The organism is Streptomyces sp. NPDC093795 (assembly GCF_044764665.1).
Classification (GTDB): Bacteria; Actinomycetota; Actinomycetes; order Streptomycetales; family Streptomycetaceae; genus Streptomyces.
Genome location: NZ_JBIWIO010000010.1, coordinates 189,274 through 201,274 on the forward strand (window position 1 = coordinate 189,274; position 12,001 = coordinate 201,274).

Here is a 12,001-nt window from a genome sequence, read left to right on the forward strand (position 1 = left end):
CGTTTCACGGGCAGCGCCACCGGCCCCATAGGATGGGGCCACACCATCAAGCTCACCCCGTGAGGATCCGCATGCCTGGCATCACGCGCGAGGAGGTCGCCCACCTCGCACGGCTGGCGCGTCTGGAGCTGAAGGGCGAAGAACTCGATCACTTCGCCGGCCAGCTCGACGACATCATCGGCGCGGTCGCCCGCGTCTCCGAGGTCGCCGACCAAGACGTACCGCCGACCTCCCACCCGCTGCCGCTGACCAATGTCATGCGCGCGGACGAGGTCCGTCCGTCGCTCACCCCCGAGCAGGCGCTCTCCGGCGCCCCGGCCCAGGAGCAGCAGCGTTTCAAGGTGCCGCAGATCCTGGGGGAGGACTAACAGTCATGACGGACAACATCATCAAGCTCACCGCGGCCGAGATCGCCGGGAAGATTGCCGCCGGCGAACTGACCGCCGTCGAGGTCACCGAGGCCCACCTCGCCCGCATCGAGGCCGTCGACGAGAAGGTCCACGCCTTCCTGCACGTCGACCGTGAGGGTGCGCTCGCCCAGGCCCGCGCCGTCGACGAGAAGCGCGCCCGCGGCGAGAAGCTCGGCCCGCTCGCCGGGGTGCCGCTCGCGCTCAAGGACATCTTCACCACCGCCGGCATGCCGACGACCGTGGGCTCGAAGATCCTCGAGGGCTGGATCCCGCCGTACGACGCGACCCTGGTCAAGAACCTGAAGGCCGCCGACGTCGTCATCCTCGGCAAGACCAACATGGACGAGTTCGCGATGGGCTCCTCCACGGAGAACAGCGCGTACGGTCCGACCGGCAACCCCTGGGACCTGACCCGGATCCCCGGCGGCTCCGGCGGTGGCTCGTCCGCCGCCCTCGCCGCGTACGAGGCGCCCCTCGCCATCGGCACGGACACCGGCGGCTCCATCCGCCAGCCCGCCGCCGTCACCGGCACCGTCGGCGTCAAGCCGACCTACGGCGGTGTCTCCCGCTACGGCATGGTGGCCTTCTCCTCCTCCCTCGACCAGGGCGGCCCCTGCGCCCGTACGGTCCTGGACGCGGCCCTCCTCCACGAGGCCATCGCCGGGCACGACCCGCTCGACTCGACCTCCATCGACGCCCCGGTCCCGCCGGTCGTCGAGGCCGCGCGCAACGGCTCGGTCGCCGGCATGCGCGTCGGCGTCGTCAAGCAGTTCCGCGGCGAGGGCTACCAGGCCGGTGTCGTGCAGCGCTTCGACGAGTCCGTCGAACTGCTCAAGTCGCTGGGCGCCGAGATCGTCGAGCTGGACTGCCCGACCTTCGACCTCGCCCTCTCGGCGTACTACCTGATCGCGCCGTCCGAGTGCTCCTCGAACCTGGCCCGCTTCGACGCCATGCGCTACGGCCTGCGCGTCGGCGACGACGGCACCCGGTCGGCCGAGGACGTCACCGCCCTCACCCGTGAGGCCGGCTTCGGCGACGAGGTCAAGCGCCGCATCATCCTCGGTACGTACGCGCTGAGCTCCGGCTACTACGACGCGTACTACGGCTCGGCGCAGAAGGTCCGTACGCTCATCACCCGTGAGTTCGAGCAGGCCTTCGAGCAGGTGGACGTGATCGTCTCCCCGACGACCCCCACCACCGCCTTCCCGATCGGCGAGCGCGCCGACGACCCGATGGCCATGTACCTCGCGGACCTGTGCACGATCCCGACCAACCTGGCCGGCAACGCCGCCATGTCGCTGCCCTGCGGCCTCGCGCCCGAGGACGGTCTCCCGGTCGGCCTGCAGATCATCGCCCCCGCCATGAAGGACGACCGGCTCTACAAGGTCGGCGCCGCCGTCGAGGCCGCCTTCGTGGAAAAGTGGGGACACCCGCTGCTCGAGGAGGCTCCGTCGCTGTGAGTGCCATGGCAAAGAAGGCCAAGAACTTCAAGAAGTCGAAGACCGGCGTGTACGTGTCGCTGGCGACCACCGCGTTCGGCGCCGTCAGCGTCGCCAAGCAGGCGAAGCTGGCCCGCAGCGACGGCGACATGCTGCGGCTCGTCGACGCCGCCGTCTCCGCCGCCGCCATCGTGACCGGCCTGGCGATCCTCTACCGGGAGCTGAAGCGCCTGGGCGACGACGACGTCCTGCTGGGCTGAGAGGGAAAGTCTCACCGTGACTGTCACTGAACTGCTGTCGTACGAAGCGGCGCTCGCCGAGTACGACCCCGTCATGGGCCTCGAGGTCCATGTCGAGCTGGGTACCAAGACGAAGATGTTCTGCGGCTGCTCGACCGAGCTGGGCGCGGAGCCGAACTCGCAGACCTGCCCGACCTGCCTCGGCATGCCCGGCTCGCTGCCCGTCGTCAACGCGATCGGCGTCGAGTCCGCCATCAAGATCGGTCTCGCGCTGCACTGCGAGATCGCCGAGTGGTGCCGCTTCGCCCGGAAGAACTACTTCTATCCGGACATGCCGAAGAACTTCCAGACCTCCCAGTACGACGAGCCGATCGCCTTCAACGGCTACCTGGACGTCCAGCTGGAGGACGGCGAGATCTTCCGCGTGGAGATCGAGCGCGCCCACATGGAGGAGGACACCGGCAAGTCGCTGCACGTCGGCGGCGCCACCGGCCGTATCCACGGCGCGTCCCACTCCCTGCTGGACTACAACCGGGCCGGCATCCCGCTCATCGAGATCGTCACCAAGCCGATCGAGGGCGCGGGCGAGCGGGCCCCCGAGGTCGCCAAGGCGTACGTCGCCGAGCTGCGCGAGCTGATCCGCGCCCTCGGTGTCTCCGACGCGCGCATGGACAAGGGCCAGATGCGCTGCGACGTGAACCTGTCGCTGCGCCCGCACGGCCGGGAGAAGTTCGGCACCCGCTCGGAGACGAAGAACGTCAACTCGCTCCGTTCGGTGGAGCGGGCGGCGCGCTTCGAGATCCAGCGCCACGCGGCCGTGCTCTCCTCCGGTGGCACGATCGTGCAGGAGACCCGTCACTTCCACGAGGACGACGGCTCCACCACCTCCGGCCGCATCAAGGACAACGCCGAGGACTACCGGTACTTCCCGGAGCCCGACCTGGTGCCGGTGGCCCCCGCCCGCGAGTGGGTCGAGGAGCTCCGCAAGGGCCTTCCCGAGCTGCCCCGGGTGCGCCGCAACCGGCTGCGCGAGGAGTGGGGCGTGTCCGAGCTGGACATGCAGTCCATCCTCAACGCGGGCGCGGTCGACGCGATCGTCGCCACGATCGAGGCGGGCGCGGACGCGGCCTCGGCCCGCAAGTGGTGGATGGGCGAGCTCGCCCGTAACGCCAACGAGCAGGGCGTCTCCCTCGAGGAGCTGGCCATCACCCCGGCCGACGTGGCCCGGGTCTCGGCCCTGGTCGCCTCCGGTGACCTCAACGACAAGCTGGCCCGTCAGGTCATCGAGGGCGTTCTCGCCGGCGAGGGCACCCCGGACGCGGTCGTCGAGAAGCGCGGTCTGAAGGTCGTCTCCGACGACGGCGCGCTCGGCACAGCGGTCGAGGAGGCCATCGCGGGCAACGCGGCCATCGCCGACAAGATCCGCGGCGGCAAGGTCGCGGCGGTCGGCGCCCTGGTCGGCGCGGTCATGAAGGCGACCCGCGGTCAGGCCGACGCGGCGAAGGTCAAGGACCTGATCCTGGAGAAGCTGGGCGTCAGCGAGGGCTGATCCTCTTCTTCTCGTACGTCCATTCTCGTACGGCCATGTGAACGGCCCCGCACCGGAGTTCCGGTGCGGGGCCGTTCGCGTACGCGGGTGGGGTCAGCGCCTGAGGACGGGGGCGGCGATGACGCCGCTGCCCTCGTCGGTGCAGGTCTCCTCCACCTTGAGACGCAGCCGCAGCGCGCCCTCGATCTTCAGCGACCTGGTGATCGGCTTGCCGAGGTCCACGGTCTCGTTGAAGAGGGCGGGCTGGTCGTCCACGGAGACGATGATCCGGGCCGTCTCGATGTTCGGAGTGCAGCCAGTCCAGGACGTCCGCGAGCTGCTCCAGGGTCCGCATCACCTCCCGCCGCTCGCCGGGCGCGGCGAGGGTGCGTTCGGCCCGCCAGTCGCGCAGGCCGAGGCCGTCGACGTGGTTCATGACGAGCACGAGGGCGCGGCCCGTGATGGTCCCGGAGTCGCCGGGCCGGTGGACCGGAGGAGCCGGTACCGGTCAGGAGTGGAGTCGGGCCCGATGTGGTGTGCCGTGTTGCTCAAGTTCCCCCCCAGGGCACAGTGAATGACAGGCCATCAGCTTGCCGCTCCCGGGGGGGCTCAGGTCAACGCGCCGCCGGGCGGCCCAGCGTCCGCAGACAGCCGTCCCTGGTGCGGCGCAGGTGGGTGAGGAGCTCTCCGTACGCGGGCGGGTTCGCGGCGGCGGACCGCTCGGCGAGGCCGATGGCCTCGACGACGGGCACGAGCGCCTCCTCCCAGCGCCCGTCGAGCGCGAGGAAACGTCCCAGGTTGTTGAGGACCCGGACCAGGTCGAAGGTGTACGCGGCGGGGTTGCCGTCGAACGCCGCACGGCACAGCTCCACGGACCGCCGGGTCGCGGCGAGCCCCTCGGGACGCCGCCCGGCCGCCTCCAGGCACATGCCCAGGTTGGAGAGCGACTGGGCCAGATCCACCCGGTTCGGGTCCGGTCGTTCGGCGTACAGGCGCTCGCGGAAGGAGACGGCCTCCTCGGCGGCGGCCAGGGCCTCGGCCGGGCGGCCCACGTCCAGCAGGAGGTGAGCCAGGTTCGACAGGGACTGTGCGAGCCCCTGGGAGTAGGCGGCCAGGTTGCCCGAGGCGAGGCGGCGACGGATCGCGACGGCCTCGGCCATCGCGTCCACGGCCTCGGGCGCCCGTCCGGCCTCCACGAGGTCGACGCCCAAGCTGTTCAGCGCGAGGGCGAGGTCCGGTTCGTGCGCGGCGGCGTTGACCCGGGCGAGGGCGCGCAGGACGGTCACCGCCTGCCCCGACAGATCCAGGGCTTCGGCCCGCCGGCCCTGGGCGGCCAGGTGGTTGGCGTGGTTGATGAGCGAGCGGGCGAGGTCGGGCCGGTGGGCGGCGGGGTCCCGCCCGGCCAGCCGCAGCCGGATCCGCACCGCCTCACCGGTGGCTTCGGCGGCCTCCGGCCAACGGCCCAGCGTCGAGAGGTAGTTGCCGAGACCGTGCAGGGCGCCGGCCAGATGCTCCTCGTGGACGGGGTCGGCGGCGACGATCCGGCGCCAGGCGGCGACCGACCGCTCGCCCAGGGCCAGGGCCTCGTGGTCCCGGCCGAGCATGGACAGCCAGATGCCCAGGTCGTTGAGGGCCCCCGCGTACATCCCCTCCCACCGCGTCGGCTCGGCCTCGGCGAGCCGCCCGAACAGGGCGGCGGACTCCTCGGTCACTTCCACCGCCTCCTCGGGCCGCCCGGTCAGGGCCAGGCGGTTGCCGAGCCCGAACAGGGCGGTGGCCAGCGCGGGAACGTCCTCGGGGAGTTCCTCCTGCGCGGCGAGGCTCAGCCGCGCGGCCTCCAGGGCCTCGTCGAGCCGGCCGGCGTTCGAGAGCCGGCTGCTGAGGTGGTGGTAGCCCGTCGCACGGGCGGAGGGCCCGTCGTCGAGGGCGAACAGTTCACGGACGATCCGGCGCGTGACGGCGGCGATGCCCGCGTCGAGGTCCACATGACGGTGGATGGGAAAGCGCTCCTCGATGGCGGTGAGGAGCCGGGTCGGCATGTCGTCGAGCGCGGCGAGCGAGCTCAGGGCCGCGCCGCCGGCGGCGAGGGCGAGACCCGGGTCGGACGCCAGGAGCGGGTAGAGGTGCCGGGGCCCGAGGTGCGGCCAGCGCTGCGCGGCGGCGGCCAGGAAGGTGACGGCGCGCTCGGCGTGCGGCCCGAGCAGGCGTGCGGCGACGTCCGGGGCCCAGTCCATGGCGGGGTAGTCGGCGCCGTGCCCCGGAAGCGTGAGGGCGAGGAAGTCCTCGGCGAGCCGGTCGGGGAGGAGTGGCTCCAGGACGGTGCCCCGCTCCGGTTCGGCGGCCGGGTAGCAGAAGGCGTGGTCGTCGAGGACCCGACCGGGGGAGAGTCCGGGGGAGGGCCCGGCGGACTCGCCGGGCCCGAGTCCCGCCACGACGCCCGACCCCGTGGACGGGTCGAGCGCCCCGGTGAGCGCGGCGGCGAAGACGGCCCGGTTCATGGCCTGTGGTGGGGTCCCGTACCGCCCGTCGCCGCGCGCGAAGAGCGTCCCCCAGTGCAGGTGCTCGCGGTCGAGGAGGTAGACGCTCAGACCGGCGGGATCGGTGGGTGCGTGGCGCCCGTGAACCCGGGCGTCGACGGAGACGAGGGCGGCCATGTGGAGGGCGAGGGTCAGCCCGTGCGGGGGCGGGGGCTCGGGCGCGGGCAGGACTCCGTACCGTACGGCGAAGGCGTCGCGGGCGGCCCCGTACATCTCGGCGCGGGCGTCGGAGCCGTCGGGGAGGTCCTCAAGGAACATGCTGCTCGTCCCGGCCTGGAGGTTGGCGAGCGAGGCGCGGACGGCGGGCCACGCGTCGGCGGTACGGGCGAGCAGCAGCACGCGCGCCCGTACCCCGGGCCGGTGGAGCAGGGCGTTGCTGAAGAGCCAGGTGAGGTGGGTGAGCGGCCAGCGGTCCGCGTAGTCGACGACCAGGAGGACGCCCTCGCGTCCGTCGAGCGTCAGGTCTTGGCTGCCTGGCGACGGCTGTACGGATCCGGGGCCGTTCGTCGCGGCGACGACCCGCCAGCCGCCGCCCTCGGTCTTGGAGGCGGTCTCGTCCGCGAATTGGGCGGCGAGCCGTGTCTTGCCCTGGCCGCCGGGCGCGTGCATCCAGCGGACGGCGAGTCGCGGCCCCCGGTCCCGCCAGGCGCGTAACTCGGCCAGCTCGGCCTCGCGTCCCGTGAAGGGAACGACCTCGAAACGCGAGTTGAGCATCCGGCTCGGTAACTCCCGTAACCACTCCGGGTCGGCGGCGGGCGCACGGCGCCAGTTCTTGAGCAGATAGACCGGCGAACCGTCGCCGAACACGTGGATGTCGGCGCCGATGACGCCGTACGCGTAACCGGAGTGCGCGGTGACGTGCTGCTCGGCGCTCACGGCCTACGCGTCCGGGCGGGGCTCGGGGCTCTGGTGGAGGACGATGTTCCCGTGCTGGACCCCGAAGACGAGCCCGTTGTCGTGGGCGGTGTTGTGCTGCACGGAGTGCTGCCCGCCCGGGGTGTCCCGTATCAGCGCGCGCAGCTCGTCGGCGTACTCCGGGTGCTCGGTGAGGAGGGCGCGCAGCCGCAGCGCCCAGCCGGGCACGAGCGCCTGCCGGGCCTCGTCGGTGTCCTCGGCCCCGGCGACGAGGGCGGCGTCCTCGTCGAGCCGCCCCTCGACCTCGGGCCGCCCCCGGAACAGCCGGACGACCCCGTCCCGGGTGACCTGCCAGGCGTCCGTGGCCATGGCGGCGACGACGGCCCCGCCGCCGGCGGCGGCCAGGGCCGTCAGCGACTCCTCTATCACGAGACCTCCGCGACGAACGCGCTCCAGGCGGTGGGGGAGACGGCGAAGACGGGGCTGCCGTCGGCGAGCTTGGAGTCGCGGACGTGGACGGCGGCGGGGTGGGCGGCGACCTCGACGCAGTCGCCGCCCTCGCTGGCGCTGTAGCTGGACTTGCGCCAGTCGTAGGCGACTTCGAGGCAGTTGCCGCCCTCGTCACTGCTGTAGCTGGACTTGAACCACGAAAGCGCTACTGAGCTCATGTCTCTCCTGCCAGGCGATCCAGCAGACCCTTGGTTTCTTCTGGCGTGAGGGCCTGTGATCGCAGCATTCCATACTTCCGTTGGAGGATGCCGACCTCGTCGGGGTCGTCGATGAGGAAGCCGACGCGCTGTCCTTCGATGTAGGCGACGTGGGTGTGTTCAGGTGTCTCGATGAGCACCATGGGCCCGGCGAGCCCCGCGTGTTTCGTCAGGTTCTTCGGAAGGACCTGGATGACGAGGAAGGGAAGTTCGGCCATCTCCCGAAGATGCCGGATCTGCGCACGCAAGACGTCTGCCCCGCCGATGGGCTGTTCCAGGACCGACTCATTGATGAGGAAGGTCATCATCGGGGGCCAGGGCTTCTGCTCGAAGATCCGCTGCCGGTCGATCCGCGCGAGCAGGCGTTCCTCGGCTTGCTGCTCTGTGATGGGCGGGTAGATGCAGTCGATGACCGCGCGGGCGTACTCGGGTGTCTGGAGCTGGCCCGGCATGACCTGGTTCTCGTACGAGTACAGACTGAGGGCCATCGCCTCCTCGTCGATGAAGTCCCTTACGAACTCCGGATACTTCTCCCGCTCCGGCACCTTACCGACCGCCGTCGTCAGCGCCCCCTTCGTGTCGAGCAGTCCGTCGAGCTCCTCCGCGAGCTTCGGCCGCAACGGCCGCCGCCCCTGCTCGATCGACCCCAGCGTCTCAAGCCCGACGCACACGAGTGACGCGAGGTGCGGCTGCGTCATCCCCGCGTTCTTCCGGTACAGGGCCACAAGCGCGCCGACGACCTCCCACGAGGGGACTTTCTTGCGTGGTTTCTTTCCCTGCTGCATGAGCGGTGGCTTCCCCTCCTCGCGCGTACCCGACGCATTTCGCACCCGTACAAAGAATTTGTACGGCTCTCCCACCTGGGGCGCATGGGTCACGAGTCGCGATCGTGCCACCATGACCGACCAACTCACCTTTCGTCAGCAGGCGTTCTTCCGGCGAGAGCGCCGATCCGTCCCGCTCGCCCGTGACTTCACGCGCGAGGTCCTGGCCGCATGGGACCTGGACGCCCGTGCGGACGACGTACTCCTGTGCGTGAGCGAGCTCGCCACCAACGCCCTCCTCCACGGCGTCCCGCCCGGCCGCGGATACGCGCTCCACCTCTGCCGGACCGCCGACGGTCTCCGTGTCGAGGTCCACGACAGCGGCGACGGCGTCCCGGCCCTGCGCGAACCCGCCGACGAGTCCGGCCGCGGCCTCCTCCTCGTCGCGGCCCTGGCGGACCGCTGGGGCGTGGGGGAGCGGAACCCCGGCAAGCTCGTCTGGTGCGAGTTCGACCGGGGCTCGGGGGCGGACGGGGCCTGGTGTCAGGCGAACTCGGCGGAGTCGTCGGGAACGATCACCGTGATGGCTACTCCCGGTGGAGCCGGGGTGGCCATGTACAGGTAGCCGACGGTCAGTCCGGGCATGCCCGGACGGGCTTCGAGGTGCGTCATGAACGCCTTGCCCCGAGGTCCGCGATCCTTCCCCTTGGGGAGCCCGAGACGGGGGTTCAGCTCCAGCTCCTGCCGAAGGCTCTCCACCGCCTCCGCGGCCGTGGCCCCCAGTTCCTTGAGCCGTTCCTGGGCTCGGAGCGTGATCACCGCGACGGCGACCGGTTCGAAGTCGCTCACCGCTCGGCCGCCTCTGCCTTGATGCGCAGGAGCAGCTCCTCGCCCTCCTGCATGGCGACGTCATAGTCCGGCGCGCTGGCGAGCCGCACCCGCCCCCGGTAGTCGACCATCACCGCCGCCACCGCCGAGAGGTCCGTCTCCGTCGAGTTCTCAAGGGCCCGCGTCAGGTCGAGCTCGAAGTCCTCGCGGTCCCCCGGGAAGCCCCGCCCGGCCCGCAGCGCCGCTCTTATGTCGCCCAGCGTCCGCAGCGGCATGTCCGCCCCGCTCGGGGCCGGGCGGGAGGAGTGCTCGGTGGGCTGGGCGGACATGGTGCCTCCAAGGGACGTTCCGTACTCCCACGGTACCCAGCTCCACCCCGCACCGGCGGCACCTGACCAAGATCGCCTCGGCTTGATCGCGCTTGGACTCCTGTCGCCGGGTATTGGACGTTCACCACCCGGTCCGCGTCGGGTCTTCCCCGCGTCATCCGGCCTCACTACCGTCCCCGGCGTACCACCCAATGGCTCGAAGGCGAACCATTGGCCGTCGACTGGAGGTCGGTCTTGTCCCCCGCGAAGTCCCCCGAGATGTCCCGCGAGCTGCCCCCCGAGCTGTCCCGCAGAAGGCTCCTCGCACTGGGCGGAGGTGCCCTCGGTGTGGCCGCCGCCGGCTCGCTGCTGCCGCCGTCGTTGCAGGCCGCGATGGCCGCGGAGCCCCCGGCCGGGGGGATGTCGGCGGTCCGGCACGTGGTGGTCCTGATGCAGGAGAACCGTTCCTTCGACCACTACTTCGGCACCCTCCGCGGCGTCCGCGGATTCGGCGACCGCAATGCCATCGAGCTCCCCTCCGGCAAGCCGGTGTTCGAGCAGCCCGCCGCGCTCGGCCGGACCGTGCTGCCCTTCCCGATCCGGGGCGCCGCCGAGACCCAGAAGAAGGATCTCCAGTACATCGGGGACCTCGACCACTCCTGGAGCGGCGGCGGCAAGGCCTGGCGCGGCGGCTGGATGGACGGATGGGTCTCGGCCAAGACCGCCGCCACCATGGCGTACTACGACCGGCAGGACATCCCCCTGCACTACGAGCTCGCCGACACCTTCACCATCTGCGACGCCTACCACTCGTCCATCCACACCTCGACGAGCCCCAACCGCAACCACCTCTGGTCCGGCTGGACCGGCTTCGAGGCCGACGGCAGCCGGGCCGTCACCAACGCCGCGTACGCCGAGGGCACCCACCCGGGCTACGGCTGGCCCACCTACGCCGAGCGCCTCGAAGCCGCCGGGCGCAGCTGGAAGACGTACACCGAGTGGGAGAACTTCACCGACAACAACATCGAGTTCTTCACCAGCTTCAAGAAGATCGCCCGCAAGGCGCTCGCGAAGACCGGCGGGCACACCTTCATGGAGTCGTTCTACGCCGCCGTCCGCGACACTGACGACACCGCCGAGCGCACCCGCCTCCTCGGCCTCCTGGAGGAGGGCGTCGCCACCCTCACGGAGGCCGAGCGCTCCCTCTTCGAGCGGGGACTGCGCCGCGTCGAGTCCGGCACCCTCGCCGACGCCTTCCGCGCCGACGTCGCCGCGGGCACCCTCCCCGAGGTCTCGTACCTCGTGCCCTCCGCGATCGACTCCGAGCACCCCGGTTCCTCCTCGCCGATCGCCTCCGCGACCCTCGTCTACAAGGTGCTCGACGCCCTCGGCGCGCACCCGGACGTCTGGCGCCACACCGTCGTCCTGATCAACTACGACGAGAACGACGGCTTCTTCGACCACGTGCCGCCGCCGGTCCCGCCGGCCGACAACACGGACGAGCGCTGGAAGGGCCAGCCCACCGGCCTCGGCATCCGCGTCCCGCTGCTCGTCGTCTCGCCCTGGTCGGTCGGCGGCTACGTCTGCTCCGAGACCTTCGACCACACCTCGGTGATCCGCTTCCTGGAGCGGCTCACGGGCATCCAGGAGCCCAACATCACCCCCTGGCGCCGCGCCGTCACCGGCGACCTCACCTCCGCCTTCGACTTCAAGCGCGGCCACCGGCAGCCCGAGGTCGAGCAGCCCGGCCCGATCCCGCCCTTCTCCGGCCGCTGGCGGCCCCAGCCCCCGGCCGTCCAGCAGATGCCGGCGCAGGAGCCCGGCGTCCGCCGCGCCCGCCCGCTGCCATACCAGCCGGACGCCTCCGCGACCGTCGGGGCGGGCTCCGTCACCGTGGCGCTCAGCAACCGGGGGAAGGCGAGCGCGCACTTCGCGCTCTATCCGTACGCGGGCGAGTTCGCCGTCCCGCAGCACCAGGACGTCAGGGGTACGGGGGAGTGGACCGTCCCCGTACCGGGCGGTCACTACCGCTTCACGATCACCGGCCCCAACGGCTTCCGCCGCGAGTTCGAGGGCCCCGCGACGGGCGGCGCCGAGCTCGCCTCGCGGATCGACCACCACGACCGTGACCTGCACCTCACCGTACGGAACACCGGATCCGCACCGCTCGCCTTCACCGTCAGGCCGCTCGGGTACGTCGATGAGGACGACCTCGCCGACTGGACCCGCACGGTCACCGTGAAGCCCGGCCGGACCCGTACCGTCGTGCACTCGGCCTCCGACGCGCACGGCTGGTACGACGTCGAGGTGACCGCGGCCGGTGGCTTCCGCCGCCGGCTCATGGGGCACATCGAGAACGGCCGCGCCAGCGTCTCCGGCTGAGCCG

Annotated in this window: 12 protein-coding genes and 1 pseudogene; 6 read left to right on the forward strand and 7 right to left on the reverse strand. The window is 71.5% G+C overall.

Annotated elements, in window-relative coordinates; translation table 11 throughout:
- Positions 1–71 precede the first annotated feature (71 nt).
- Genes gatC through gatB form a run of 4 tightly spaced genes read left to right on the forward strand, consistent with a single transcriptional unit; the run spans position 72 to position 3,637 of the window.
- Positions 72–368, forward strand: a complete 297-nt coding sequence (gene gatC / locus ACIRB7_RS25955; protein ID WP_015036350.1) for an Asp-tRNA(Asn)/Glu-tRNA(Gln) amidotransferase subunit GatC — start codon at positions 72–74, stop codon at positions 366–368.
- A gap of 5 nt (positions 369–373) precedes the next feature.
- Positions 374–1,870: an Asp-tRNA(Asn)/Glu-tRNA(Gln) amidotransferase subunit GatA gene (gatA, locus tag ACIRB7_RS25960; protein WP_403603044.1), complete on the forward strand. Its 1,497-nt coding sequence runs from the start codon at positions 374–376 to the stop codon at positions 1,868–1,870.
- 5 nt (positions 1,871–1,875) lie between these two features.
- The gene (locus ACIRB7_RS25965; RefSeq protein ID WP_356696183.1) at positions 1,876–2,109 is read left to right on the forward strand and encodes a hypothetical protein; all 234 of its coding nucleotides are present in this window, start codon (positions 1,876–1,878) and stop codon (positions 2,107–2,109) included.
- Between the two features lie 16 nt (positions 2,110–2,125).
- Positions 2,126–3,637: an Asp-tRNA(Asn)/Glu-tRNA(Gln) amidotransferase subunit GatB gene (gatB, locus tag ACIRB7_RS25970; protein WP_403603046.1), complete on the forward strand. Its 1,512-nt coding sequence runs from the start codon at positions 2,126–2,128 to the stop codon at positions 3,635–3,637.
- A 93-nt stretch (positions 3,638–3,730) separates the two neighbouring features.
- Here the strand turns inward: gatB and ACIRB7_RS25975 are convergent, their stop codons facing one another.
- The 5 genes from ACIRB7_RS25975 to ACIRB7_RS25995 form a co-directional block, all read right to left on the reverse strand.
- Complete coding sequence (locus ACIRB7_RS25975; protein ID WP_403603048.1) at positions 3,731–3,892, reverse strand: hypothetical protein; 162 nt, start codon at positions 3,890–3,892, stop codon at positions 3,731–3,733.
- A 338-nt stretch (positions 3,893–4,230) separates the two neighbouring features.
- Positions 4,231–7,029 (reverse strand): tetratricopeptide repeat protein, encoded by a 2,799-nt coding sequence (locus ACIRB7_RS25980; protein WP_403603050.1) that lies wholly within the window; start codon positions 7,027–7,029, stop codon positions 4,231–4,233.
- 3 nt (positions 7,030–7,032) lie between these two features.
- Positions 7,033–7,437, reverse strand: a complete 405-nt coding sequence (locus ACIRB7_RS25985) for a hypothetical protein (protein WP_403603052.1) — start codon at positions 7,435–7,437, stop codon at positions 7,033–7,035.
- A complete protein-coding gene (locus ACIRB7_RS25990) occupies positions 7,434–7,676 on the reverse strand; it encodes a DUF397 domain-containing protein (protein ID WP_403603054.1) in 243 nt (80 codons plus the stop codon). Before ACIRB7_RS25990 ends, ACIRB7_RS25985 begins: the two co-directional genes overlap by 4 nt.
- Complete coding sequence (locus ACIRB7_RS25995; protein WP_403603056.1) at positions 7,673–8,500, reverse strand: Scr1 family TA system antitoxin-like transcriptional regulator; 828 nt, start codon at positions 8,498–8,500, stop codon at positions 7,673–7,675. Before ACIRB7_RS25995 ends, ACIRB7_RS25990 begins: the two co-directional genes overlap by 4 nt.
- A 112-nt stretch (positions 8,501–8,612) precedes the next feature.
- Between ACIRB7_RS25995 and ACIRB7_RS26000 the strand changes: the two are divergent.
- A pseudogene (locus tag ACIRB7_RS26000) lies at positions 8,613–8,990 on the forward strand (ATP-binding protein); the annotation flags it as partial.
- 32 nt (positions 8,991–9,022) lie between these two features.
- Here the strand turns inward: ACIRB7_RS26000 and ACIRB7_RS26005 are convergent.
- Positions 9,023–9,328 carry a hypothetical protein gene (locus tag ACIRB7_RS26005; protein WP_403603058.1) on the reverse strand — a complete coding sequence of 102 codons (306 nt, stop codon included), beginning with the start codon at positions 9,326–9,328 and terminating at the stop codon, positions 9,023–9,025.
- Complete coding sequence (locus ACIRB7_RS26010) at positions 9,325–9,636, reverse strand: hypothetical protein (protein WP_403603060.1); 312 nt, start codon at positions 9,634–9,636, stop codon at positions 9,325–9,327. The genes ACIRB7_RS26005 and ACIRB7_RS26010 overlap by 4 nt, the downstream gene beginning before the upstream one ends.
- A gap of 258 nt (positions 9,637–9,894) precedes the next feature.
- Here ACIRB7_RS26010 and ACIRB7_RS26015 point away from each other — a divergent pair, with 258 nt between their 5' ends.
- Positions 9,895–11,997 carry a phosphocholine-specific phospholipase C gene (locus ACIRB7_RS26015; protein ID WP_403603269.1) on the forward strand — a complete coding sequence of 701 codons (2,103 nt, stop codon included), beginning with the start codon at positions 9,895–9,897 and terminating at the stop codon, positions 11,995–11,997.
- Positions 11,998–12,001: the final 4 nt, after the last annotated feature.

Excerpts from the sequence above, each read along its gene's own strand:
- ACIRB7_RS25990 (WP_403603054.1), bottom strand. The coding sequence starts at position 7,676 with ATGAGCTCAGTAGCGCTTTCGTGGTTCAAGTCCAGCTACAGCAGTGAC.
- gatC (WP_015036350.1), top strand. The coding sequence starts at position 72 with ATGCCTGGCATCACGCGCGAGGAGGTCGCCCACCTCGCACGGCTGGCG.
- ACIRB7_RS26010 (WP_403603060.1), bottom strand. The coding sequence starts at position 9,636 with ATGTCCGCCCAGCCCACCGAGCACTCCTCCCGCCCGGCCCCGAGCGGG.
- ACIRB7_RS25995 (WP_403603056.1), bottom strand. The coding sequence starts at position 8,500 with ATGCAGCAGGGAAAGAAACCACGCAAGAAAGTCCCCTCGTGGGAGGTC.
- ACIRB7_RS26015 (WP_403603269.1), top strand. The coding sequence starts at position 9,895 with ATGTCCCGCGAGCTGCCCCCCGAGCTGTCCCGCAGAAGGCTCCTCGCA.
- gatA (WP_403603044.1), top strand. The coding sequence starts at position 374 with ATGACGGACAACATCATCAAGCTCACCGCGGCCGAGATCGCCGGGAAG.
- ACIRB7_RS25965 (WP_356696183.1), top strand. The coding sequence starts at position 1,876 with ATGGCAAAGAAGGCCAAGAACTTCAAGAAGTCGAAGACCGGCGTGTAC.